This is a genomic window from Polaromonas sp. JS666 (genome assembly GCF_900103405.1).
Taxonomy (GTDB): Bacteria; Pseudomonadota; Gammaproteobacteria; order Burkholderiales; family Burkholderiaceae_C; genus Polaromonas.
Map to the genome: position 1 here is coordinate 44,364 of NZ_FNHX01000005.1, position 24,986 is coordinate 69,349.

Annotated in this window: 16 protein-coding genes; 13 read left to right on the plus strand and 3 right to left on the minus strand. The window is 64.3% G+C overall.

The features are described 5' to 3' along the window. Positions 1-14: 14 nt before the first annotated feature. Positions 15-440 carry an organic hydroperoxide resistance protein gene (locus BLQ85_RS13765; protein ID WP_074577827.1) on the plus strand — a complete coding sequence of 142 codons (426 nt, stop codon included), beginning with the start codon at positions 15-17 and terminating at the stop codon, positions 438-440. 64 nt (positions 441-504) lie between these two features. Here the strand turns inward: BLQ85_RS13765 and BLQ85_RS13770 are convergent, their stop codons facing one another. From BLQ85_RS13770 to BLQ85_RS13780, 3 genes are read right to left on the minus strand one after another with little or no spacing between them, the layout of a single operon-like run. After that, positions 505-1,830: an ATP-binding protein gene (locus tag BLQ85_RS13770; protein ID WP_074577828.1), complete on the minus strand. Its 1,326-nt coding sequence runs from the start codon at positions 1,828-1,830 to the stop codon at positions 505-507. Next, entirely contained in the window at positions 1,827-2,570 is a 744-nt protein-coding gene (locus tag BLQ85_RS13775; protein WP_074577829.1) for a response regulator, read from the minus strand. Before BLQ85_RS13775 ends, BLQ85_RS13770 begins: the two co-directional genes overlap by 4 nt. Positions 2,571-2,623: 53 nt before the next feature. Next, positions 2,624-3,157 carry a thioredoxin family protein gene (locus tag BLQ85_RS13780; RefSeq protein WP_074577830.1) on the minus strand — a complete coding sequence of 178 codons (534 nt, stop codon included), beginning with the start codon at positions 3,155-3,157 and terminating at the stop codon, positions 2,624-2,626. A 496-nt stretch (positions 3,158-3,653) separates the two neighbouring features. Between BLQ85_RS13780 and BLQ85_RS13785 the strand changes: the two genes are divergently transcribed. The 12 genes from BLQ85_RS13785 (at position 3,654) to BLQ85_RS24810 (ending at position 24,974) form a co-directional block, all read left to right on the plus strand. Further along, positions 3,654-5,351 carry a ShlB/FhaC/HecB family hemolysin secretion/activation protein gene (locus BLQ85_RS13785; RefSeq protein WP_074577831.1) on the plus strand — a complete coding sequence of 566 codons (1,698 nt, stop codon included), beginning with the start codon at positions 3,654-3,656 and terminating at the stop codon, positions 5,349-5,351. A 51-nt stretch (positions 5,352-5,402) separates the two neighbouring features. Continuing rightward, positions 5,403-6,305 (plus strand): hypothetical protein, encoded by a 903-nt coding sequence (locus tag BLQ85_RS13790; RefSeq protein ID WP_074577832.1) that lies wholly within the window; start codon positions 5,403-5,405, stop codon positions 6,303-6,305. 66 nt (positions 6,306-6,371) lie between these two features. Next, a complete protein-coding gene (locus tag BLQ85_RS24280; RefSeq protein ID WP_074577833.1) occupies positions 6,372-14,486 on the plus strand; it encodes a two-partner secretion domain-containing protein in 8,115 nt (2,704 codons plus the stop codon). Beyond that, positions 14,483-14,794 (plus strand): hypothetical protein, encoded by a 312-nt coding sequence (locus BLQ85_RS24285; RefSeq protein ID WP_139200985.1) that lies wholly within the window; start codon positions 14,483-14,485, stop codon positions 14,792-14,794. Before BLQ85_RS24280 ends, BLQ85_RS24285 begins: the two co-directional genes overlap by 4 nt. Positions 14,795-15,541: 747 nt before the next feature. Further along, positions 15,542-17,485: a HAMP domain-containing protein gene (locus BLQ85_RS13800; RefSeq protein WP_074577834.1), complete on the plus strand. Its 1,944-nt coding sequence runs from the start codon at positions 15,542-15,544 to the stop codon at positions 17,483-17,485. Between the two features lie 41 nt (positions 17,486-17,526). Further along, the gene (locus tag BLQ85_RS13805) at positions 17,527-18,756 is read left to right on the plus strand and encodes an ABC transporter substrate-binding protein (protein WP_074577835.1); all 1,230 of its coding nucleotides are present in this window, start codon (positions 17,527-17,529) and stop codon (positions 18,754-18,756) included. A gap of 446 nt (positions 18,757-19,202) precedes the next feature. Beyond that, the gene (locus BLQ85_RS13810; RefSeq protein WP_139200986.1) at positions 19,203-19,670 is read left to right on the plus strand and encodes a hypothetical protein; all 468 of its coding nucleotides are present in this window, start codon (positions 19,203-19,205) and stop codon (positions 19,668-19,670) included. 328 nt (positions 19,671-19,998) lie between these two features. Continuing rightward, the gene (locus BLQ85_RS13815) at positions 19,999-20,934 is read left to right on the plus strand and encodes a 4-hydroxyproline epimerase (protein ID WP_074577837.1); all 936 of its coding nucleotides are present in this window, start codon (positions 19,999-20,001) and stop codon (positions 20,932-20,934) included. Further along, the gene (locus tag BLQ85_RS13820) at positions 20,931-22,031 is read left to right on the plus strand and encodes an NAD(P)/FAD-dependent oxidoreductase (RefSeq protein ID WP_074577838.1); all 1,101 of its coding nucleotides are present in this window, start codon (positions 20,931-20,933) and stop codon (positions 22,029-22,031) included. Before BLQ85_RS13815 ends, BLQ85_RS13820 begins: the two co-directional genes overlap by 4 nt. Positions 22,032-22,250: 219 nt before the next feature. Beyond that, the gene (locus BLQ85_RS13825; RefSeq protein WP_074577839.1) at positions 22,251-22,673 is read left to right on the plus strand and encodes a hypothetical protein; all 423 of its coding nucleotides are present in this window, start codon (positions 22,251-22,253) and stop codon (positions 22,671-22,673) included. A gap of 136 nt (positions 22,674-22,809) precedes the next feature. Continuing rightward, a complete protein-coding gene (locus tag BLQ85_RS13830) occupies positions 22,810-23,523 on the plus strand; it encodes a Crp/Fnr family transcriptional regulator (protein WP_083336861.1) in 714 nt (237 codons plus the stop codon). 272 nt (positions 23,524-23,795) lie between these two features. Continuing rightward, positions 23,796-24,974: a cysteine peptidase family C39 domain-containing protein gene (locus BLQ85_RS24810; protein ID WP_256375445.1), complete on the plus strand. Its 1,179-nt coding sequence runs from the start codon at positions 23,796-23,798 to the stop codon at positions 24,972-24,974. Positions 24,975-24,986: the final 12 nt, after the last annotated feature.

Here is a 24,986-nt window from a genome sequence, read left to right on the forward strand (position 1 = left end):
CACAAGGAAACACCATGACCACCATCAACCATCTCGACAAAGTCCTGTACACGGGCAAGACCCACACCACCGGCGGGCGCAACGGCGAATCCCGCAGCGCCGACGGCCGCCTGGACATCAAGCTGTCCCCACCCGGCAGCGCCGGCCAGGGCACCAACCCCGAACAGCTGTTCGCGGCCGGCTGGTCGGCCTGTTTTATCGGCGCCATGGGCCGCGCCGCCGCCGCGCAAAAAGTCAGCCTGCCGGCCGGCGTGGCCGTCGATGCCGAGGTGGACCTGGGCACGGCCGGCGAGGCCTTCTTCCTGCAGGCGCGCCTGAATGTCATGCTTCCGGGCCTGGACAGCGCGACGGCGCGCAGCATCGTGGATGCCGCCCACCAGCTGTGCCCTTACTCCAAGGCTACGCGCGGCAATATCGATGTGGAGATCAACCTGGTCTAAGTCCGTATCACGCACAGGCAAAGCCGGCCTGTCCGATCACTCGGGCAGGCCGGCTTTTTTCATGTCAGGGTTCAACAGGCGAAGCGGCCGGCATCACCAGCCGCGCGGCCAGCCCGCCGCCGGTCCGGTTGGCCAGGCTCAGGCGGGCGCCTATGGATGCGGCCAGCTGCTGCGCGATGGCCAGGCCCAGGCCGGTACCGCCGGTATCGCGGTTCCTGGAGCTTTCCACGCGGTAAAAGGGCTGCAGCACCGCCTCGAGTTCGGATTCGGGGATGCCGGGCCCGCGGTCCAGCACCAAGATCTCTATGGCCTGGTCGGCATTGACTTGTACCGCCAGCTCGACCTCTTTGCCGAACTTGAGCGCGTTGTCGCTGAGATTGCCCAGGATGCGGCGCAGCGCCAGCGGCCGGCCCATCACGGGCCGGCCGACCCGCCCGCTCACCGTGACTTGTTTACCGGCGTCCTCGTAATCGCAGCGCAGGGTGTCCAGCAGGGCGTCGAGGTCCACCCTGCGCGGGGCCTCGTCGGCGCCATGCAGGCTGCGCGCATAGGCCAGCGCCTCGCGCACCAGGGCCACCATTTCATCGAGGTCGTGCTGCAGCTTGCCGCGCTGTTCTTCGTCGTCCATCAGGTCGGTGCGCAGGCGCATGCGCGTGATGGGCGTCTGCAGGTCGTGCGAGATGGCGGCCAGGATTTGCGTGCGCTCGGCCAGGTAGCCCGCAATGCGCCGCTGCATGGCATTAAAGGCGCTGGAGGCGCGCGCCACCTCGGTCGGCCCGCCTTCGGGCAGCGCCGTGCCTTTGAGGTCGGGGCCCAGCGCGTCGGCCGCATGGGCCAGACGCCGCAGCGGCTGGGTCGCGATGCGCACCGCAAAAAAAGCGCAGACGGCCAGCAGCGACAGCTGCAGCAGCAGCAGCGCCGGCAGCCAGGGCGAGATCGGCGTGGCCGCGGCCCAGAGGTTGATGGTCACCGGCGCGCCGTCGCTCAAGCGCAGGTGGATGTGCACCCGCTTGGGGTCGCCGGCAATCGCATTGACCGTGACCTGGTAGCGCTTGTCCACCGCGTGGGCGATCGATGCGCTGACGCGCGCCACGATCTCGTTGTCGCCGCCCTGCTCGGTGATGCCGCCGTCCAGCTGGTAGCGGTAGTTCTTGCGGTCTATCAGCGGCAGCCAGTTGGGGCGCTCGGCCGGCGGCACCCGGTCCAGGATGGCGACGGAACTGGTGATGTCTTTTTCGAGGTTGTCCAGCATCAGGTCGCGGCCCACCAGGCCGCGCTCATACATCACCAGCAGGTAGGACATGGCCTGGGCCGCCAGTATGCCCAGCAGCAGGATCAGCATCAGCCGCGCGAACAGGCTGTGCGGCCAGCGCCGGCGGGCCTCGGTCATGCGGCCTCCGGCCGGCCCTGCACCGCGGCGCTGAACACATAACCCTCGCTGCGCACCGTCTTGATGTAGCGCGGCTCGCGCGCCCCGTCGCCCAGGCGCTGGCGCAGCCGGCTCACCAGCAGGTCTATGGAGCGCTCGAACAATTCGGCATCGCGCCCCTGCGTGAGGTTGAGCAGCTGGTCGCGGTTGAGCACACGCTGCGGGTGGTCCAGGAAGACGCGCAGCAGCCGGTATTCGGCGCCGCTGAGCGGCACCAGCGTGCCGCTGGCGTCCAGCAGGTGGCGGCCCGTGGTGTCAAGCTGCCAGTCGCCGAAGCTCAGCAGGTGGGAGCTTTCTTCCACCTGCAGATTCGGCGGCAGCATGCGCGTGCGGCGCAGCACCGAGCGTATGCGCGCCAGCAGCTCGCGCGCCGCAAAAGGTTTGGCGAGGTAGTCATCGGCGCCCATCTCCAGGCCCAGGATGCGGTCGGCCTCCTCGTTGCGCGCGGTCAGCATCAATATGGGAATGGCCTTGTGTTTGCCGGCGCGCAGGTCGCGGCACAAGGTCAGGCCGTCCTCGCCGGGCAGCATGAGGTCCAGCACGATGAGGTCCACCGCCGCATTCTCCAGCGCCGCGCGCATGTGCCGGCCCGACTCCACCTTGGTCACGCGCAGGCCGTTTTTTTCGAGGTAGCTGCCCAGCAGCTCCCGGATCTCGCGGTCGTCGTCAACAATGAGGATGTGGTCTGGCTGCTGCTGCATGGCTGTCCTGGAAAATTGCGTGACCCCGGCATTGTGCCCCCGGGGGCCGGCCTTTATTGGGCCAGCAAAGCCTGTATGGCCTTTTCCGTCTCGGCGTAACGCCCCTCGCCGAAGTGGCTGTAGACAATCATGCCCTTCTTGTCGACCAGGTAAATCGCGGGCCAGTAGTTGTTGCTGAAGGCCCGCCAGGTGGCGTAGCTGTTGTCCTGGGCCACGGCATGCTGTATGCCCAGGCGCTCCATCGCGGCCTTCACATTCCTCGTCGATTTTTCATACGCGAACTCGGGCGTGTGCACACCCACCGTCACAAGGCCCTGGCTTTTGTACTTCTCATGCCAGGACTTCACGGCCGGCAAGTGGTTCAGGCAGTTGATACAGGTATAGGTCCAGAAATCGATGAGCACCACCTTGCCCTGCAGGTCGGCCATGCGCAGCGGCGCCGAGTTGAGCCAGTTGTCTATGCCGGCGAACTCGGGCGCGGTCGTGGGCGTGCGGCCCAGCGAAAAGAAAGCCGAGGCATCGGGCATGGCAAAGGCGGCGGCTGTCGCGGCGGCAGCGGTGGCCAGGAATTGGCGGCGAGCGGTCATGGTCGGTCCTTGGTGGTGGGGGATGAACGCGGCGCCGGGGAAAGCAGCCGCCCATGCAGGCATTGGAAGGCCGTGAGGTATCCCTGGTGTGTCTTGCCAAGGGCGGTGCGTATGGCGGGGTATCGGGGGAGCCTGCCGATACAGAGAAATACAAAACGGCCTGGTTGGACGCTGCCGGCCGGCGAAGCTGCTGACCCTTGCTGAGGCGCGGAAGGTCTCGACAAACATAGGGCTCTAATAATTCACCGCAGCTTCGACCTAAAAACCAACACTTGAGAGCATTTCCAAGTAACAGTTCTTACATTTTCCGGCTTCAAATTTAAACTATTGGTAACACCGGGCACGGCCTGGCGATAACAACAAAACGGAATCAGGGAGAGCGTGATTGGCCAAGCCACACGATGACTTGGGTAGATCACTCGAGGCGGTGCCGCAGTGCACCAAACTATCTGTCAAACCACACAGCGGCGCGCGCAAACTCTGCGCTGGCGTGGCCATGGCCGTCCTGGCCGGGCATGTCTGGGCCCAACCCGCGCCGCTCAGCAGCGCAGACCAGGAACAGCGCCGTGCCCAGGAGCGTGAGCGCTTGCTGCGCGAGCAGCAGGAGAGGGCGCCCGATGTGCGCCTTCCCCCCGCACCGCAAGCCGAGGTTGACAGGCTGCCGTCCGCCGAGTCGCCCTGCCTGCCGATCCGCGAACTGAAATTGCGAACCGTGCCAGGCGAGCCGGCCGCGTTGGCTTCGCAATTCGCCTGGACACTGGATGCGGCGGCAGGCCCGGATGCCAACGATCCGCCGCTGGGCCGCTGCCTGGGCACCCAGGGCATCGCCATTGTGATGAAGCGCCTGCAGAACGCCGTCATTGCCCGCGGTTATGTGACCACCCGCATCCTGGCCGAACCGCAAGACCTGAACACCGGCGTGCTCACGCTCACGCTGGTTCCGGGCCGCATACGCGCCATCCGGTTTTCCGAAGGCAGCGACGCGCGCGGCAACGCCTGGACGGCCATGCCGGTCCAATCGGGCGAGCTGCTTAATTTGCGCGACATCGAGCAGGCCCTGGAGAACTTCAAGCGCGTGCCCACGGCCGAGGCCGATATCCAGATCGAGGAAGCCAAAGGCGGCGACGCCAAACCCGGCCAGAGCGACCTGGTGATCAGCTACCGCCAGGGCATTCCCTTGCGCGTCTCGGTGTTCGCCGACGACAGCGGATCCAAAGCCACCGGCAAATACCAGGGCGGCATCACGCTGTCTTACGACAACTGGTGGACGCTCAACGACCTGTTTTATGTCTCGCTCAACACCGACCTGGGCGGCGGCGAGCCCGGCAGCCGCGGCACACGCGGCAGCACCGTGCATTACTCGCTGCCCCTGGGCTACTGGACGCTGGCCGCCACCGTCAGCGACAACCGCTACTTCCAGAGCGTGGCCGGCGCCACCCAGGACTATGTCTACCGCGGCACCAGCAGCAATGCCGAGATCAAGCTCTCGCGCCTGGTCTACCGCGACGCCAGCCGCAAGAGCACGCTCAGCCTCAAGGCCTTCCAGCGCCGCTCCAACAACTTCATCGACGACACCGAGGTCGAGGTGCAGCGCCGCGTGGTCGGCGGCTGGGAATTCGGCATCGGCCACAAGGAGTTCATAGGCCAGGCCACGCTGGAAGGCAACCTCGCCTACAAGCGCGGCACAGGCGCTTTCGGCTCGCTGCCCGCGCCCGAGGAAGCCTTTGGCGAAGGCACTTCGCGTTTTGCGGTCATCAACGCCGATGCCAACCTGCAGCTGCCCTTCAAGCTGGCCGGGATAGGCCTGCGCTACAGCGCCGCCTGGCGCCTGCAGCACAACCGCACGCCGCTGACGCCGCAAGACCGCTTCTCCATCGCCGGGCGCTACACCGTGCGCGGCTTTGACGGCGAATCCTCGCTGAGCGCCGAGCGCGGCTGGCTGCTGCGCAATGAACTCAGCACCTTGCTGGGCGAGACCGGCCAGGAGCTCTACATCGGCCTGGACCACGGCGAAGTTGGCGGCCCCAGCAGCGAGCTGCTGGTCGGCAAGCGCCTGACGGGCGCCGTCATCGGCCTGCGCGGCAGCCTCAAAAAACTGCAGTACGACATCTTTATCGCCGCGCCCGTCAAGAAGCCTGAACTTTTCCGCACCGCCGGCAGCACTTTGGGCGTGAGCCTGAGCGCCTCCTTCTAGCCAAATTCCAGATCGCCAGCAGCCATCTTTTTTTCAGCAAGGACCTTCTTCATGAACTTTCGCCTTCGTTCCGCCAGCCTGCTTCTGGCCATCGCCGTACTGAGCCAGCCCGCAGCAGCAGGCCTCTTCGGCCCTTCGACAGAGCTCCTCAAGGGCGATGCGCTTGCCGCAAAGCTCAAGACCCAGCAGGTAGTCCTCTCCGCCGGCGGCGGCGTGCTGGATGTCCGGACAAAAGGCGCGGCCGTGGGCTCGTTTCTGGTCGGGTTCATTGTCAGCAGCGCATTGGCGTCTGGGGGCGGCACGACCGGGAACGCACAACAAATGCAGAAAAACATGCAAGCCAACATGCAAATTGCCACCACCTTCAACCAGAACCTGCAAGTGGCCATGACGCAGGTTGCCTCGGACCAGGCGGCCAAGCCCAAGATCCAAATCGCCAAGGAAGGCCCCGTCATTGCCGTCAGCCAGCAGCTCATGGGCAGTCTGCTCCAGGATCCGGCGATCAAGATGTCTTTGGCCTCCGACGCGCAGCCGGCCGCACCGGCGGACTTGCAACTGCGTGTTTCTCAACCTGAATGGAAGCTTGACTTCTCGATGGCGTCCAGCGAGTACACCTTGCGCTACCAGGTCGATGCATCGCTCTACCAGAAGGAAAGCGACACCGTCTTCTTCAAGGAGAGCTGCAAGGGCGAAGCGTCAAAGAAGCTGGTTCTCGAAGATTGGGAACGTGACGACTTCTCGGAAGTGGCACTCGCTGCGGGCGATATCGCAAGCCGTTGTGGGGCTGTGCTGACCGCTGCGCTGGGACTGCGCCCGGTGGCCGCCGCGCTGCAACCGCCGTCAGCCCAGGCGGGCACGGCCGTTGAAAGCCCCGCGACCGCGCTGCTCGTGCCCGCCACCGTGACGGGCCAGGCGGACGCGCCCGCCTCGACCGCCGTGCCGGCGCAGAAATAACCGGGCTTGCAGCCCACACCGTTGTAGCCGCTCGCCCTCTCACGCCTCGTTTCGGAAACCGTACCCATGAACAAGCACCTGCACCGCATCGTCTTCAACGCCAAACGCGGCCAACGCATGGTGGTGGCTGAAACGGCCAGTGCGCAAGGCAAGGCCGCCAGCGGCAACACCGCCGGTGTGACGGCGCAACTGGGCCCGCAAGCCAGCCTGCACCCGCTGCGCTTTGCCGTGCTGGCCGCGCTGGGCATGGTCCTGTGTTGGCAGCCAGGCCTGCACGCACAAATCGTCGCGGCCCCCGGCGCGCCCGCCAGCCAGCGTCCCACGGTGCTGCAAACCGCCAACGGCCTGCCGCAGGTCAATATCCAGACGCCTTCGGCCGCCGGCGTGAGCCGCAACACCTACCAGCAGTTCGACGTCCAGCCAAACGGCGCCATCCTCAACAACAGCCGCACCAATGTGCAAACCCAGCTGGGTGGTTTTGTCAGTGCCAACCCCTGGCTGGCCACCGGCCCGGCGCGCGTCATCCTCAATGAGGTGAACTCCGGCAACCCCAGCCAGTTGCGCGGTTATGTCGAGGTCGCCGGCCAGCGCGCCGAAGTCATCATCGCCAACCCGGCCGGCATCAACGTCAACGGCGGCGGTTTCCTCAACGCCAACCGCGTCACGCTGACCACCGGCACGCCGGTGCTGAACGGCGGCGCGCTCGAAGGCTTTCGTGTGCAGGGCGGCAGTGTCAGCGTGGGCGGCGCGGGCCTGGACACCTCGACGGCCGACTACACCGCCATCCTGGCGCGCGCCGTGCAGTTCAATGCCGGCGTCTGGGCCAGGGAGCTGCGCGTGGCCACGGGCGCCAACGACATCGACGCGGCCCAGCACAACGCCACGCCCATCGCCGGCACGGGCGCCGCACCCAGCTATGCCGTCGACGTGGCCCAGCTGGGCGGCATGTATGCCGGCAAGATTTACCTGATAGGCACGGAAACCGGCCTGGGTGTGCGCAACGCGGGTGTCATAGGCGCCAGCGGTGGCGACCTGGTGCTGCAGGCCAATGGCTGGCTCACCAACACCGGCAGCATCCAGGCTGCGGGGCATGTGCAGCTCACCACAACCGGCGCCATCACCAACAGCGGCGCCGGCGCGGTCATCAGCGCCCAGGGCAACAGCAGCATCACCACGGGCGCCGGCCTCGCCAACGAAGCAGGTGCCATGATCGTGGCCACCGGCACCCTGGCCATCAACGCCGCAGGCGCGCTGCAAAATACGCAGGCCACGGTGGCGGGCAACGGCGCGGTCACCGTCAACGCCGCCAGCCTGTCGAATGCGTCCGGCACCATCGCTTCGGTGGGCGGCGACCTTGCCGTCACGACCCCAGGCGCCACCAGCAACACCGTGGCCGGCGGCGCCGCGCAGGGCGGGCGGCTGAGTGCGGGCGGCAATGTCACCTTGAGCAACACGGGCCTGGTCAACACCGGCAGCAGCCTCACCGGCACAGCCATCACCGTTGACACCCACCTGCAGGCTTTCAACAATACCGGCGGCACCGTTTCCGCCAGCGGCGTCACCAGCCTCAACAGCGGCGCGCTGACCAACACCGCCGGCCTGATTCAATCCACCGGCGCTTTGACGCTGGATACCCACGGCCAGACGCTGACCAACACAAACGCCGCGGGCCACAGCAGCGGCGCGGGCGGCATCACGTCCCAGGGTGCGGTGAATCTGGTGACCGGAGATGTGAACAATGCCGCCGGCTCCATCGGCGCGAAAGGTGCGTTGACCGTCAGCGCGGCCAACGTCGGCAACGCAGGCGGGCAAATTGTCAGCGAATCCACCGCGGGCTTGACCACCACCGGTTTCAACAACAGCGGCGGCCAGTTGCAGGCCGCGGGCAATGTCTCTGTGGCCGCAGGGCCGGGCGCCATCACCAACACCGGCGGCCTGGTCCGCAGCGACGAAAGCGTCACCCTGGCCGCTGCCAGCGTGGTCAACAGCAACACCTCCGGCGCCAACCAGGGCCTGGAGGGCAAGAACATCGCCATCACGGCCGCCACGGTCGCCAACGATTCGGGCGCGATACGCAGCAGCGTCAACGCCACGCTCACCAGCTCCGGCAGCATCAACAACAACGCCGGCCTGATCAGCGCGGGCAACACCGCCACATTGCAGGATACCGCCGCCACCAAGACGCTGGCCGTCACCAATGCGGGCGGCACCGTCATTGCCGGCCTCTCGCTGGCGGCCACCGCGGCCAGCCTGGGCGGCAACGGAAGTCTGTTGTCGCAGCAGGATGTGTCCCTCACGCTGACCAGCGACTTCAACAACACGGGTGAGGTCATCGCCAACCGGGACGTTACGCTTTCGACGACCGGCGACCTCAGCAACAGCGGCAAACTGCAGGCCGGGCGCAACCTGGCTGCCTCGGCTGCCAACGTGATCAATGCCGCCACCGGCGTCATCAGCGGCGTCAATACCACGGTGAGCGCCGCCAACACGCTGACCAATCGCGGCCTGATCGACGGGCAGGAAACCCGCATCAATGCCGCCACGCTCACCAACATCGGTACCGGCCGTATCTACGGCGACCATGTTGCCATTGCCGCCACGACCGTCAACAACAGCACCGAAACAGTGGGCGGCACACGCGCCGACGCCGTCATCGCCGCCCGCAACCGGCTCGACATCGGCGCGCAGACCCTGAACAACGGCGAAGGCGCATTGATCTTCAGCGGCGGAACGGCGGCCGATGCGCTGACCATAGGCGGTAGCCTGGACGCCGGCGGCCGTGCCACCGGCCAGGCCGGCGCCGTCAACAACAGCGGCGGCACCATCGAGTCGCTGGGCGGCCTGGCCATCACCGCCGGCCAGATCAACAATACCAATCCCAACTTCGCCTACACCCTGCAGGCGGGCGGCGCCGGCGGCGGCAGCGGCAGGGAGTACATCACGGCGCAAGGCAATTACGCGCCGAACGATGTGGGTTGGGTGGTCAGTGCCGAGACTTACCGGGCAGGTCCCATTGGCGGCTATGCCTACTGGGACGTCGCGGGCCTGCAGCAGATTTACGGCGGCCCCGGGCGCTGGGCGTCGGAAGACGGCATACCGCCTTACACCGGCCATCTCAATGTGGACGGCAAGGGCCGCCTGCTTCTGAAGGGCGCCCCTTACTCGGATCCCAAATACGCGCCCTACTTCCTCGGCCCCAACGCCTACGTTCAAGCGCATTACCTGCTGACAGGCGCCCGGGACGGCCTGGTGTCAACGCCTGTCGCGGCGTTTTTCGGCTACGACGCCAGCAGCCCGGTGTGGGATGTTTTTGGAGTTGCCCGGCCGCAGACCACGTCTGATGTGGACCCCGCCCCATGGATCGCGCTGCAGGCGCAGATCGATGCGATGCGCATGACCGTCGTTGCCAACGCCGTCGCCGTCGAGGGCTTTCGCGACTACACTTCGTCGCCGCAAACGCCCGTCGTCACCCAAAGCACGCCGGGCAAAATCCTCAGCGCCGGCGCCATGACGCTGCATGCGGCGACCGCTCTCGTGAACGACCAGAGCCAGATCATCGCCGGCGGCGCCCTCAACATCACCGGCCAGGCCGTCGACAACCGCGGCCGCACCGTCAGTGTGAACGCCCAGCGCAACGGCACTGCCTATTTCTGGAGCAACTACAACGAAGGCTGCGGCGGCTGGGACGGTTGCGACTACAACTACAACGCCTACCGTGACTCAGCCTATGTGCAGGACGTGCCGCAAACCGTCACGCTCAATGCCTTCCAAAGCCGCAGCTTCACCGCCCCCGGCGGCACCGGTACGCAGGTGGCTGCCGCAGCCGGCGCCAGCATCGGCAGCGGCCCCAGCGCGCCTGGCGCGCTCAGCGCGGCCGGCGTGCGCACCGTGCCCGTCAACCTCAGTGTCCCCAGCACCAGCCTGTTTCGCCTCAACCCCAATCCGGCCGGCGGCTTCCTGATTGAGACCGACCCGCGCTTTGCCAACTACCGCAACTGGCTGGGCAGCGACTACATGCTGGGCCAGCTCGCGCTGGACCCCGCCGTCACGCAAAAGCGCCTGGGCGATGGTTTTTATGAGCAGCGCCTCATCAACGAACAAGTGGCCCAACTGACCGGCCAGCGCTTCCTGGGTAACTACACCAGCGACGAAGCCCAGTACAAAGCCCTGATGGACGCCGGCATCGCCTACGCCCAGCAATACCAGCTGCGCCCCGGCATCGCCCTGAGCGCCATCCAGATGGCCCAGCTCACCAGCGACATCGTCTGGCTGGTCGAGCAGGAAGTCACGCTGGCCGATGGCAGCAAAACCCGCGCCCTGGTGCCCCAGGTCTATGTGCAGGTCAAGGACGGCGACCTCGCGCCCACAGGCGCCCTGCTGGCCGGCAAGAGCGTCAACATCAACCTGGCCGGCGACATGGGCAACACCGGCACCGTGGCCGGCCGCACAGTGGTCAACCTCACGGCCGAGAACGTGCAGAACCTGGGCGGGCGCATCACCGGTGATGCGCTCAGCGTGGCCGCCCGCAATGATTTGAACAACATCGGCGGGCAAATCATTGCCGCCAGCAGCCTCAATGCCAGCGCCGGGCGAGACCTGAATGTGGTCACCACCACCAGCAGCGCCAGCAACCAGACCGGCGGCACCAGTTCCAACAGTTTCAGCCTGACGGGGATAGACCGTGTGGCGGGCCTTTATGTCAGCAACCCGGGCGGCACCCTGCTGGCCAGTGCCGGGCGCGACGCCAACATCATCGCGGGCGTCATCTCCAATAGCGGCGCCAACGGCAGCACCGTGATCAGCGCCGGCAACAGCATCAACCTGGGCACCGTCGCCACGGCCAGCAGCAGCCTGCAGTCGCGCGGTGAAGACCACTTCCTGCGCGACAGCCAGACCGCCGACGTGGGCAGCCAGCTGCAGACCGCCGGCAGCCTGAGCCTGATTGCCGGCAAGGACCTCAACGCCAAAGCCGCCAACGTGCAGGCCGGCGGCGACCTGACCGCCAGCGCGGGCAACAACGTCAATATCACCGAAGGCCGGAAGACCAACAGCTTCGGCTTTGCGTTGACCACCGCCGAAAGCGACCTCTTCAGCTCCAGCAGCACCACGGAGCGCCGCAGCAGCGAGCAGGACAAGGCCGCGGGCTCCAGCCTGGGCGGTAAAACGGTCACCATCGTCAGCGGCAAAGACATCAACGTCAAAGGCTCCAGCATCATCAGCGACGCCGGCACCACGCTGGCCGCCGGCAACAACCTGAGCATTGAAGCCGCGCAGAACACCAGCAGCTCCACCTCCTTCTACGAAAAGAAAGAGTCCGGCCTGCTCGATGGCGAAGGTGCCGGCATTACCGTCGGCACGCGCGAACAATCCACCGACCAGAAAAACCGCGGCACCACCGCCGCCGCCAGCACCGTGGGCAGCATTGCCGGCAATGTCACCCTGGTGGCCAACGAGGCTTACAAACAGGTCGGCAGCGACGTGATGGCCCCGGGCGGCGACGTCACCATCGTCGCCAAAAAGGTTGACATCGTCGAAGCCCGCGAGACCAGCCGCAGCGAGACCGAGCAGAAGTTCAAGCAGACCGGCCTGACGCTGGAAATCACCTCGCCCGTCATCAGCGCGATGCAAACCATCGACAAGATGAGCGACGCGGCCGGCGATACCAAAGACAGCCGTATGCAAGGCCTGGCAGTCGCCAACGCGGCCTTCGCCGCCAAAAACGCCTACAACGCCGTCCAGGCCGGGCAACTCCCCAAACCGACCGGCGGCAACAACCCCAGCGCCAACACCGATGCAGAGCCCAGTGCCGCAGACAAAGCCGGCGGCATCAACATCGCCATCAGCCTAGGCAGCAGCGAAAGCCAGAGCAACTCGGTCAGCCAAAGCAACACAGCCAATGGCAGCACAGTCACCGCTGGCGGCACCATCACCATCGCCGCCACCGGCGCAGGGCAGGACAGCAACCTGACCATACAGGGCAGCAACGTGGAAGCCGGCCGTGCCGTACAGCTGCTGGCCGACAACCAGGTCAAGCTGCTGGCCGCGCAGAACACCGCCAGCCAGAACAGCAGCAACAGCAACAGCTCCGGCAGCCTTGGTGTCAGCTTCGGCACCGACGGCCTGCTGTTCAACGCCAGCGCCAGCGGCGGCAAAGGCAAGGCCGACGGCACGGACACGGCCTACACCAACACCCAGGTCAAGGCCGGCCAGCAGGTCAGCATCACCAGCGGTGGCGACACCACCTTGCAGGGCGCTGTCGTGAAAGCCGACCAGGTCAAGGCCGCTGTGGGCGGCAACCTCAATATCGCCTCCTTGCAAGACAGCAGCACCTACACCAGCGAACAAAAGAGCATGGGCGGCTCGGTGAGCGTCGGCTTCGGCAAGATGAGCGGCAGCTTCAGCGCCTCCAACAGCAATATCAACTCCAACTTCAACAGCGTTGGCGAACAAAGCGGCATCAAGGCCGGCGACGGTGGCTTCCAGGTCAATGTGGGTGGCAACACGACGCTCAACGGCAGCGTGATCGCCAGCAACCAGGCGGCGGTGGAGCAGGGCAAGAACAGCTTCGCCACGGGTGGCACGCTAAGCATCAACGACATCCAGAACAGCGCAAGCTATGACGCCAAGTCTGTCGGCATAAGTCTGGGGACCAGCCAGCAGCCGACCGGCAAGCTGGACATGAGCGGCCTGGGCATAGGCATAGGCAGCGACAAAGGCAATGCCAGCAGCACCAGCAGCGCAGGGATCAGCGGCATTGCGGGCAACACCGCTGTCAGGAGCACGGATGCGGAGACCGGACTGGCCAAGATATTTGATGCCGACAAGGTGCAGCGCGAAATCGCTGCTCAGACACAAATCACCCAATACTTCGGGCAACAGGCAACCAAGGCTGTGGGCGACTATGCCCAGACCAAGCTCAATGAGGCTCTGACTCTGCGAACCCAGGCCAATACTGAAACTAATGACGAACGCAAGCAGGCTCTGAACGCTCAAGCCAAAGAGCTTGAAGACAATTGGGGCAGCAGCGGTGTGCTGCGGGTGGCGCTACATACCGTCATCGGCGGACTCACAGGCGGCTCCGGTGGTGCGGTTGGCGCGGCCGCTGGAACACTGACTGCGCCAGTGGTGGCGCAAGCGCTTACCGATGCTGGCATCAGTGGGCCGTTGGCACAAACCCTGACGGCAATCGCGTCAACTGCAGTGGGGGCGGCCGCGGGGGGAACTGCGGGTGGGGCTGCTGCGGGTAATGAGGTGGTGAATAACTATTTGGATCACCGTCGTCCAAGCATGCTACGGTTGTCTGAAAGGGAACAGTATGAGGCGGCACTATCTGGATGTGCGAATGGAGAGGCCGCCGCTTGCTCCAAGCGTGATGAGCTTGCTGCGCTGTCCGCTCAACGAGACAGGGAATTGGCGCAAGCGTGTTCTGGACAAACCCCTGGCTACTGTAACGACCTGAAAAGCCAGGCCATTGCCATGGGCAACCGAGTCTTCACAACGCCGAGTGGCTTCACCTATGCCAATAGCCCTCTGTTTACTTCACTTAATACCGCAACCATAGGTCCGATCTTCGATCCGCGCACGGGCACCTTTCATGACGCTGCATCAAGAAGCACTTCAGAAGCACTGGTGCTGGAGGTAGGCAACCAAATAGCCGCTGCCGCGTTAGGGCTCGTAGTCAAAGGAGCATCTTCTCTAGCGACTCGGGGTGCAGTAAATCTGGAAGTGGGCAGCGCTGGAAATGGCGTCTATGCAAGTGCTAGGCCGGTTTCAGAAGTTTTTCCAGAATTGAATGGAATAAACCCTCACTATGTTGAGAACGCTGCCGCAGGCATCAATACAAACTGCATAAGTTGTGCAATAGCAGCTCAGCAAAGACTTTTGGGGCAAAACATAGGTGCAACAGCGAGTCAAACAAAGTATGGGGTATACAGTGACCTTTTCCCTGTCGCGCCGCTCGGCTATCAAGCCCCTTCAACTGTATCGAAAATTTCACAAGAGATGTTGGCAGCTGGAGATGGCGCAGTGGGAACAGTTGTAATTCAGCAAGGACAGAACGCGCCTCTTCACGTTATCAACGTAGTTAACCGCAATGGTCAAGTCTATTTTGTTGATACTCAGATCGGGAAAATTGTGACCCTGAAGGACAATCTAGTTGTACGACTAGGGAGACCCCTATGAAGCCTGAATTGATAAGCCTAAAAGAGGCCCGAGAAATTGCAGAAGAACTCGCGCAGTCTGATCTCGCTGGATTCGTCTCACAAGCCCCTGTTTCAAACTTCCTTGATGAACGTTATCTAGAGGCCGAAAACTGTTGGATGTTTTTTATAAGAAAAGACCTTAGTTTTCCCGAGGAGGCTACCTTGGCTGCGTCGGCAGCATTCGCTGTAAGCAAGCACGGAGTATTACGGACCGTGCCGGACTTCTCATCGGAACCTGAACGGCTTCATTCCTATTTGACGATGCTGTCAGATCATTTTTCGACTTAAGTGTTGATTCGGGTCAAACTTCAATGCAATTCAACAACCACCGCGGTCTTCGCCGCCAAAAACGCCTACAACGCCGTCCAGACCGACCAAGTGTCGCGAAATAGAGGTTGTTGAATTCCGTCGAAATCTGACCCGGTTAAAGCAGTGATTTCCATCCAATCTTCACCCGCTTAGGCCCTAACTTGCTAGTTTTGAAAGCGGAGAAATCTAGGGGGCACCTACATCGTGACCAATGAGTCTGGGGGTCAAGGGTTGATAGAAAGATTGAATCAAACCTCAACGCAATTCAACATTGCGGGCGTATTCACATTGAGATGCTGGACAACCGGTTTATCAGCTACTCGCCGGATAACAAGATCTATAACAAAGTCCTGGATGCAATCCCTAATCCAGGGCCATTCAACGGCGATTGAATGTGCAATGCGGTACCTGCGGACCGAGGGCGCGCGGGAATTTGTGACATTAGGTTAGCGCGCCACTTCCAGGCGATGCGCCGATTGAAATTCTTCAATGTGGCTGTGCCCTAAGCATAGACCCTGTTCAGGCCGGCATACGTCGCACAAGGGCCGCTTCATGATGGCCCTTACTCCTCTATTTGTAGGAGACACCCCAGCCCCTCGCCCACCTGACAAACGTCACAAACTGTTTAGTCAGGGCCGCGACCCCCAAAGACAGTATCAATCACCTTGTCAAAGCCATTAGCGAGGCGTATCTTGCAAAGCAAACAAGCACCGCAGGGGGACATCGGTGATCAAGATACCGAGCTTTCACGCCAGGTCGATTCGCGCCCACCTGTTCTGGACCTATGCCGCGCTGGTGACGGTGCTGGTCGTCGCGCTGATGGCGCTGGCGGAGCTGGCGGCCAGCCGCATCGTGTTTGACGGCGCGCAGCGCGAGCTCGAGCAGCTGGGCCGGCGCACGCAGGAGCAGCTGCTGCGTTTCCAGGAGCCGGCGCGCGCCTGGCTGGAGGCGACTGCCAACGACCCGCATGCGGGGCTGGAAGGCGACAACGACATTTCGGTGCTGCGCATGCAGATGTCCATGCAGCAGCGCTATCCGCAGATAGGCTCGCTGGTGTTCGGCTACCCGGACGGCAGCTTCCAGCAGAACATGGTGCTGCGCAGCGCGCGCGACCGGGCCTGGGCCAAGTCGCTGCCGGAGGCGCGTTACGCGCAGCAGATCATCCGGGTGGACGAGCGGCAAAAGCGCACCGAGGAATGGGTGTTTTACGACCAGCAGATGACGGCGATCGCGAGCCAGCGGCGGCCCTGGGGCGAGCGCTATGACCCGCGCGACCGCCCCTGGTACCAGGGCGCGAGCGACCTGAACCTGGGCACCTTCCAGGCGACCGATCCTTTTGTGCTGAAGGTGCCGGAGGAGTTCGGCATGGCGCTGTCGCGTCCGCTGAGCGGCGCCCGGGGCGGGGTCGCGGCGGCGATGTTCACGGTAGGCGGCCTGTCGGATTTTCTGCATGCGCGCGGCGAGGAAAGCCGGGCCGAGCTGATCCTGTTCGACGCGCAGGGCCGGGTCTGGGGATGGTCGCAGGCGGACAGGCTGCGCCGCCTGCTGGGTTCGGGCACGCCGCTGAGCCTTTCTTCCTTGAGCGATCCGCTGTACGGCTCGCTGCACAAGCTGGTGGAGCAGGGGGCGGCGCAGGACACGCCCATCCATTCGCTCGAAGGCGCGGGAGGCCAGCGCTTCGCGGCGGTGGTGATGCCCATGGAGGGGGTGTTCAGCCACAAGGCTTATGTGGCGCTGGTGTCGGACCAGAACCTGTTGCTGGCGCAGGTGCGGCGCATGCGCTGGATGCTGCTGGGGGTGGGCGTGGCCGGGCTGCTGATGCTGCTGCCCATGCTGTTCTGGATGGCCAACCGGTTGGCGACGCCTTTGAAGAACCTGGTGCGTTCGGCCAAGCACATCCGCGAGTTCGAGTTCGACAGCGACATTCCGCAGGACAGCGATATTTCGGAAGTGCGGCGCCTGCAGGAGTCGTTGGCGCTGGCGCGTATCGCGCTGCAGGGTTTTTCGCGTTATGTGCCGCGGCCGCTGGTGAAACATTTCATCGCCAACCGGTTGACGCCGCAGGCCGGCGTGGAGCAGCGCGAGCTGGCGGTGCTGTGCGCCGCGCTGGACGAGCAGCACGCCACGGCAGTGACCTGGTCGCCGCATGCCGAACATTATTTGCAGATCCTGGCGGTGGAGGTGGCGCAGGGCAAGGGCATGATGGACCGCTATGAGAGCTGTACGGCGGTGGCGCTGTGGAACACGCCGCTGAATGTCTCCAACCCCGCGGGCTATGCCTGCGAGGCGGCGCTGCGCGCGGTGGATGCGATGCGGGCGCTGGCCGAAGGGCTGAACACGACGGTGAAGCCGCCGTGTTTCGGGCTGGATTTCGGCGGCGCCACGGTGGGCAACTTCGGCACCTGGGACCACCTGACTTTCACCGCGGTGGGCGCTCCGCTGGACACTGCACGCGCGCTGGCGCGGCAGGCCAACGCGCTGGGGCTGAACGTCGCAGCCAGCCGCGCGGTGGCACTGGCGGCGGCGCGCTACTTCCGCTTCCGGCTGGCGGCCACGGTGCCGCTGGGCCCGCGCGGCGAGCTGCATGAGGTGTATGAACTGGTGGAGCGGATCGTGCATGAAGCCGATGCGAAACACGTCCGGGTGAGCGAGCCGGCGGCGGTGGCCTAGGCTTCACGGCGGGTCTCCACCAGGCTGAAAGAGAGGTTGCCATGAACAGCGTACCGATGTTGACACGCAGGCGCTGGCTGCGCCGGGGCGCGGGCCTGGCCGCCTCGCTCGGGGTCGCCGGGTTGGCGCGCGCCCAGGCCGGCAGGCCCTTCACCATGTCCTACGGCTGGGTTCCGTGGGCGGCGGGCAATTCGCCGGTCACGCAACACATGATCAGCAAGCGGCTGATTGAAAAGCACGCGGCGGAGTTCGGCTACGACCTGACCATGGATTACCGGACCTACCCCGCGGCCGCGCCGCAGGTGGAGGCCCTGGCCGCGGGCCAGCTCGACATGGCGATGTGGGGCAACACGCCGACGATACGCGCCATCGTGGCGCAGCATCCTTTCAGCCTGGTGTCGGTGGCGGAGGGGCGGCTGAGGTTTTTGCTGTGCACGCGCAAGGATTCGACTATCCGCAATGTGCAGGACCTCAAGGGCAAGACCGTGGGCACGCTGATGGGCGCGGACCCGTACAACGCGTTCACGCAAATCCTGCGCTATGAGTTGGGCAACCCGGACCCGGCCGCCCACGGCATACGCATGGTGCACCTGCCGACCCTGCCCGAGGCGGCGCAGGTGCCGGCCGGCATGGATGCGACGCTGGCCGTCTACCCGGCCTTCCTGAAGGCGCAGGCGACGGGCACGGTGGCCATCATGAATTCCTACGGTTATACGGAGGGCCATTACGACGGGCCGGAAGGCAAGGGCGCGGGCATCCTGCTGCCCTCGGTGAAGAACTCGCCTTTTTATCCGGACGGCTACTACCTGCACCGGTCCTTTCGCATCGTGCACAACAGCCTGGTGGAAAAGCATCCCAACCTGGTGCTGGCCTTTCTGCTGGCGCAGCAGGAAGCCGTGGCCGTGCTCAGCGAGTCGGACCCCGGCGTGGTGTCGCAGCTGGTCAAGTCCTATTGGGGCCTGTCACCGGCGGAGGGCGCCAAGGTGGTTCGCGATGAGGTGGTTTTTCGCCGCGGCTGGGCCTGGTCGACCGAAGGCGACGCGCTGTCCCTGCTCGCGACCTCCAAAATGATTGCCGGCGCAAAGATCATCCCCGAGCCGCTTAACTGGGCCCAGGTTAAAAGTGTGTTTGTCAAGACCGCCCCCGTGGTCAAGCTGGCCTATGACCGGCTGGGCGCGAAACCGGCGCTCGCGGAATTCCAGAGCGCCCGGGTCGGCGACCTGCGCGGCCTGCCCTCCTGGGAAATGCAGCGCTGGAAGGACCGGGCCTAGCCGGGACGCGGTTCGGCCGTCTGTTCGTTCAATTGGCCCAAAAAAAAAGCCCCTGCAGTAGAGGTCACTGCAGGGGGCTTGAACTGCTTGACAGCAGCCTTGTCTGGGATGAGAACAAGGAACGCCGGAGCGTCTCGGTCATTGTAAAAATCGTGTCGGCGCGGGCAAGCCGACAATGTTTTTCTGCGGACATTTGCTGTTGATCAGCGGAAATTCTTGCGGACGCCCGGCGCCCGAAAGCTGGCAGGGTATACATAAATAGTTGTGTTTTCCGGCAAGCATTGCCCGCGCGTAGACAAAGTCCCCTGTACATCCCGGCGTTCTCGCAGACACTGCGGCGACGCCGACCGGGTGCTGCCGCTCATACCCTCTTAGTAAATCCGCACCAGGCCTCGGCGAAGCAGGGGATAACTATGAGTGCCAGAGACTCTTTTGAATTCAATACCTTGCACAAAGGAATTGGTGTTCGCGTGCTGCTCGTGGAGTTTCACGAACTCGCCGTCGAGGATTTTCACAGCCGGCTGCAGATGCTATCCGCCTCGAGGCTGATCACGCGCATAGACGCCACGCCGCTGACGGGTGCGCCATGGATGTTCGAGACCTTCCGGCATTGTGTGGTTTTTGTGCGCCTGCGCGAGCAGCACATGAGCGGCAACCGAAGCACGGCGATGGAAGCCTTTCTGGCGCAGCTGGCGGCGTCCCGCGCCGTCACCGTCATACCCATCACCTGCCAGCGCGCGGTCATCGGCCATTTCCACAGCCAGCTCTCCCGCGTCAGCCCGATGTACCTGGGCACTTCTTTTATGCAGGAGGACCTCCTGCATATTCTGGGCGCCTGTGCTTTTTCCAGGCCCCTGCGGCGCAAGACCTCCAGGACGGACGCTCCCCGGGAATTGAGTCTCGCCACGCTCTGAGGCCAGGGGCAGCCGCACCGCCGTTCCACCCGCTCACCCGCCGGACGTTCCGGCGGTTTTCCCCAATTCACCCTCCCAAGCGCAAAAAAGGCGGCTTGGCAAGCTGCTTGATACCCTGTAAAGTCAATTTTAATATCTCATTAATATATTAAATATGATTAAATTTAATTCCTTTGTTTTAGGATTTTCTGCTGATTCATTCTTGCGCCCGGGGTTTTGCCGAGCCGTCGTCCACCCGGCTCCAGGCCTGCTGCAAGGTTTCCAGTGCCGGGGCTTTGCACGGCTGAAGAAGTAAGCTCATCACCGAACCAACCCGCGGACTTGCAACATGAAACGAATCAAGGTTATTGACTCCCATACCGGCGGCGAACCGACGCGCCTTGTGATTGATGGTTTTCCCGATCTGGGCCATGGCAGCATGGCCGAGCGCCGCGCGCTGCTGGCGCAGCGGCACGACGATTGGCGGGCCGCTGCCGTGCTGGAGCCGCGCGGCAGCGATGTGGTGGTGGGCGCCTTGCTGTGCAAGCCGGTGGATCCGGCCAGCGCCGCGGGCGTGATTTTTTTCAACAACACCGGCTATCTGGGCATGTGCGGCCACGGCACCATAGGGCTGGTGGCCTCGCTGGCTTATATGGGTTTGATCAGGCCCGGCGAGCACCGCATCGAAACACCGGTGGGCACCGTGACCGCCACGCTTCATGGCGACGGTTCGGTGAGCGTGCGTAATGTGCCCGCCTGGCGGCACCTACACCAGGTCGCCGTCGAGGTGCCGGGCCACGGCACGGTGCGTGGCGACGTGGCCTGGGGCGGCAACTGGTTTTTCCTGGCGAGCGAACACGGCCAGCGCGTGGCCAGCGACAAGCTGGAGGCCCTCACCGCGTACAGCGTGGCGCTGCGTGAAGCACTGGCGGCCCAGGGCATCACGGGCGCTGGCGGCGCGGAGATAGACCATATCGAGCTCTTCGCGGACGACGACGGTGGCGCCGACAGCCGCAACTTCGTCCTGTGCCCCGGCAAGGCCTACGACCGCTCGCCTTGCGGCACCGGCACCAGTGCCAAGATCGCCTGCCTGGCCGCCGACGGCAAGCTTGCGCCCGGCCAGATTTGGCACCAGGCGAGCATCATCGGCAGCCGCTTCGAGGCCAGTTACGCCGTGGAGGAAGGCCAGGTCATCCCGACCCTGCGCGGGCGCGCCCACATGAGCGCCGAGGCCACTTTGCTGATCGAAGAGGGTGATCCCTTCGCCTGGGGCATACGCCTGTGAATGCCGATGTGATCGTGATAGGCGCCGGCATCGTGGGCGCGGCCTGCGCGCATGAACTCGCGCGCGCGGGACTCGGCGTGCTGGTGCTGGACGCCGGCCTTGGCGGCGCCACGCAGGCCGGCATGGGCCACCTGGTGGTGATGGACGACAACCCGGCGGAGCTGACGCTCAGTCATGAGTCGCTGAAGCTCTGGCATGACTGGGCGCCGCGCATGAATGCCGACTGCGCTTTCGCCGCCTGCGGCACATTGTGGCTGGCCGCCAACGACGCCGAAATGGCTGTCGCCGAAGACAAGCGGCGCCGCCTGCAGGCCCATGGCGTTGCCTGCGAACTGCTGGGCTCTGCCGCGCTGGCCGCAGCGGAGCCTGTCCTGCGCCCAGGCCTGGCGGGGGCGCTCAAGGTTGGCGGCGACAGTGTGGTGTATGCGCCCAATGCCGCGCGATGGCTGCTTGCGCAAGCAACGCGCGCCATCACTTTTGAACAGGCGCAGGTTACCGCCGTCGAAGGATCCCGCGTGCGCCTGGCGGACGGCAGCTGGCGCAGCGCCGGCGCCGTGCTGCTGGCCGCGGGCATAGAGGCAAGCCGTCTTTGTCCCGACTTGCCGATACGTCCCAAGAAAGGCCACCTCGCGATCACCGACCGCTATCCGGGCACGGTGCACCACCAGCTGGTCGAGCTTGGCTACATCAGCAGCGCGCACCACAGCGACGGCGCATCGGTGGCCTTCAATGTGCAGCCGCGTCCGACCGGCCAGCTGCTGATAGGCTCCTCGCGCCAGTTCGACACCACCGACGCGGCAGTGGAGGCGCCCATGCTTGCACGCATGCTGGGCCGCGCGCTGGACTACCTGCCGGCGCTGGCCGGCCTCAACACCGTGCGCACCTGGACGGGATTTCGCGCCGCCACGCCGGATGGCCTGCCCATCATCGGCCGCCATCCTCGCCGGCCAGGCCTGTGGCTGGCCGTGGGCCATGAAGGCCTGGGCGTTACCACGGCCCCTGCCACGGCGCGCCTGCTGGCAGCACAGCTCACCGGCGCGGCGCTTCCCTTTGAAGCTACGCCTTACGACATGCAGCGCTTTTTGGCGGCCGCGTGAGTGATGCTGCGGTCGCCGGGTTCTGTTCAAAGGCATCGGCAATGCCTTTGGCGGCACATCAATTTTCAAAAAAGTACCGAGATTGCCTTCGTGCGGACAATGTTGCGCCCAATTGTTCTTGAGCGGCCTATGCTTGGTTCATCGCTTCCCGGCGACTGCCATCGATGCCCATCGATGGCGGGACATGAACCTGCTCAGCCATTCAAGGGGACAACCATCATGATGTACTTTATCGAACTCAGTCAGTTCCTGGCGGAGGACGAAGCGGTGCTCCAGGCACTCAGGGCGCAGATGGGGCGCGACAAAGGCAAGGCCGTGCATTGGGCCGAATGGCGGGCCGATGGCTCCAATGGCCGGTCCTGCCCCGATGTCACGCTCATCAACGCGGCGCGCCTGGACTGGAGGCAGCTGAAGTCCCTGGTCGATGGATGCGGCGCCGAAACCGTTGTGCTCACGGGGCGGCGCGACTCGGTGCTTTGCTTGCCGGTGCTGCGTGATGCGGCCGCATTGAATGATCTGCTCCGCTTCATGCCCAGCCGGCCGCCGGGATCGCCGCTGAAAGACCGCAACTCCCAATACCGGCCAGGCGTGTGGATCGACACGACACCCATGCCCTTCATGCCGGTCAAGGCGCTGTCCTGATTCGTGTTCCGTGTGAAATCAAAAAAAACGGAAGTGCTTGCCAGTGCTTTCCGGCGTTAAGGGGATAGGGATGTCTGGCGCATATATATATCAACTGTTAACGGGCTTGGGAATCGGCGAGCGCTCCGCGTTGCAAATGCTGTCCCGGGTGAAGATGACGGCCTTCGATGCCGGCGACGTCATCTGGCCCAAGGGCGGCCAGGTAGCCGCCTGGACCTATATCGTCTCCGGGCTGGTGGGCGCCAGCGTTCCGTTGCAGGAGGGCGGCTGCATCCAGGTCAACATTTACGGCCCCCGCACCTGGTTCGGCGAAGAGCCCTTGCTCAATCGTTATCCCTCGTGCCTGGACTATGTATGCCTGGCCCCGGTGCGCGCGGTGTGCGTGCCGGCAACCGACACGCTGGCAGCATTCCAGGACGAGCCGGAATTTTCCCGCTACATCGCCCTGCTGATGGCCTGGCGCAGCCGGCAGCATTCGGAAATGATTGTGCTCATGAAGCAAGGCAGCCCGCCACTGCGGGTGGTCATGGGCCTGGCGCTGTTCGCCGAAGCGCTGTACTACAACTCGTCGCGCCCGCCCACGCACGGGTTGGAAGGTACGTCCGTGGAGATTCCTGTCAAGCAGACCGTCATCGCATCTGTCTGCGGGGTGTCACGCAGCGTTTTTTCCGAAGCCGTGCATCACCTTGTTGCGGCCGGATGGTTGCGCGTGAACTACGGCATGCTGGAGTTGCGCTCGCTGGAAACCTGGCTGCGCTTTTCCCGCAAACATCGGCAAGCCCGCATGAACATCACCAAGCCCACGCTGGAAGAACTCATTGTGCTGATGCAAGAGGCTGCGGTGCCTTGACACCGGCCCCGGGGCGGTGTCCCGATAAATCGCCCACATATTGTCTGCACAAAGACAATGTTCTCCGCCGCACCCCGTTCGGAAACCTATGCTCGATCCCCATGTCGTGTACTGCCAAAGTGGTAACGCATAAAAAGCGCCTTATCGGTTTTCCGTAGACAACACACGGCACGCTCGTAAGGCAGGAGCGCTGCATGCAGGCATGCCGGCGCGTTCGCCGCCGCGGACCTGCATGAAGCAGGCGGCGCAAGGGGAGGGGGTAACGGATGGTCATGAACACAGTGGTGCCGGTTTTGCCGCAGGACAATTCGCGCGCGCAATCGTCGGCTACACAGCCGGCGCCCGCCGCGGCGGCAGACAGCGGGCTTGCCTGTCTTGTAATGCTCTCCCAGTTTCACGCGGTTGCCGCGGATCCTGAAAAGCTGCGGCACGAATTCAGCCGCGACGGCCAGGCCATGGATGTCGTCGACATCCTCAACGCCGCCAAAAGCCTGGGACTTGTCGCCGCGCGCAGGCGCCCATCGCGTGTGCGGCTGGCGCTGGCGGCGCTGCCGGCTATCGCCCTTGCCAATGACGGCGGGTTTTTTATCCTTGCGCGGGTCGACCAGGACAAGGCTCTGATCCAGGAGCCGGGCGCATCGGGCCCGCAGGTGCTGGAGCTGTCGGCGCTTCACGAGCGCTGGTCGGGTGAGCTGATCCAGATCACCTCGCGCGCATCGCTGGCGGGGGAAATGGCCAAGTTTGACTTCAGCTGGTTTATCCCCGCGGTCGTCAAGTACCGCCGGCCTCTGGTCGAGGTATTGCTGGTGTCCTTCGTGCTCCAGTTCTTCATGCTGGTCACGCCGCTGTTCCTCCAGGTGGTGATGGACAAGGTGCTGGTGCACAACGGCCTCACCACACTGCACGTCGTCTGCATAGGCCTGCTGGTCATCTCGGTGTTCGACGTGGTGCTCACCGGCCTGCGCAGCTACGTCTTTGCCCACACTTCCAGCCGCATCGACGTGGAGCTGGGCGCGCGGCTTTTTCGCCATCTGCTCAGCCTTCCCATGGGCAAAGTGGACAGCGAGGACAGCTGGCTTCTTTTTGTGGTCATGGTGGCGCTGGCTGCCTTTGTCGCCTGGAAATTTTCGACCTATCTTGGCCTGGACATGGCCACGGGTGGGCAGGTGCTGGCGCGCCTGGCCGTGCTGGTGGTGCTCACCGGGCTTTCATGGAAGCTGAGGGATGACTTTCCCCGGCTGGGCCCGCGGGCGGTCTGGCCCCTGCTGTTGTCGCTGCTGTGGCTGTGCTGGTGGCCGGCGCTGGATTTCTGGGCCGCCAAAAACCTGCCGGCTTCCCTGCTTCACGAGGAGACGCTGCCCTGGTGGGCCGCCTGGTATACCAAATGGGGTGTCTTGCTGGGCATTGCCGCTCTCGGCCACCTAGGCAAGAAGGTGTTTCGCCGCAGCTGAGGCCCCCGGGGT

Excerpts from the sequence above, each read along its gene's own strand:
- BLQ85_RS13790 (WP_074577832.1), top strand. The coding sequence starts at position 5,403 with ATGAACTTTCGCCTTCGTTCCGCCAGCCTGCTTCTGGCCATCGCCGTA.
- BLQ85_RS13775 (WP_074577829.1), bottom strand. The coding sequence starts at position 2,570 with ATGCAGCAGCAGCCAGACCACATCCTCATTGTTGACGACGACCGCGAG.
- BLQ85_RS13825 (WP_074577839.1), top strand. The coding sequence starts at position 22,251 with ATGATGTACTTTATCGAACTCAGTCAGTTCCTGGCGGAGGACGAAGCG.
- BLQ85_RS13830 (WP_083336861.1), top strand. The coding sequence starts at position 22,810 with ATGCTGTCCCGGGTGAAGATGACGGCCTTCGATGCCGGCGACGTCATC.
- BLQ85_RS24280 (WP_074577833.1), top strand. The coding sequence starts at position 6,372 with ATGAACAAGCACCTGCACCGCATCGTCTTCAACGCCAAACGCGGCCAA.
- BLQ85_RS13770 (WP_074577828.1), bottom strand. The coding sequence starts at position 1,830 with ATGACCGAGGCCCGCCGGCGCTGGCCGCACAGCCTGTTCGCGCGGCTG.
- BLQ85_RS24810 (WP_256375445.1), top strand. The coding sequence starts at position 23,796 with ATGAACACAGTGGTGCCGGTTTTGCCGCAGGACAATTCGCGCGCGCAA.
- BLQ85_RS13805 (WP_074577835.1), top strand. The coding sequence starts at position 17,527 with ATGAACAGCGTACCGATGTTGACACGCAGGCGCTGGCTGCGCCGGGGC.
- BLQ85_RS13780 (WP_074577830.1), bottom strand. The coding sequence starts at position 3,157 with ATGACCGCTCGCCGCCAATTCCTGGCCACCGCTGCCGCCGCGACAGCC.
- BLQ85_RS13815 (WP_074577837.1), top strand. The coding sequence starts at position 19,999 with ATGAAACGAATCAAGGTTATTGACTCCCATACCGGCGGCGAACCGACG.
- BLQ85_RS24285 (WP_139200985.1), top strand. The coding sequence starts at position 14,483 with ATGAAGCCTGAATTGATAAGCCTAAAAGAGGCCCGAGAAATTGCAGAA.
- BLQ85_RS13785 (WP_074577831.1), top strand. The coding sequence starts at position 3,654 with ATGGCCGTCCTGGCCGGGCATGTCTGGGCCCAACCCGCGCCGCTCAGC.
- BLQ85_RS13765 (WP_074577827.1), top strand. The coding sequence starts at position 15 with ATGACCACCATCAACCATCTCGACAAAGTCCTGTACACGGGCAAGACC.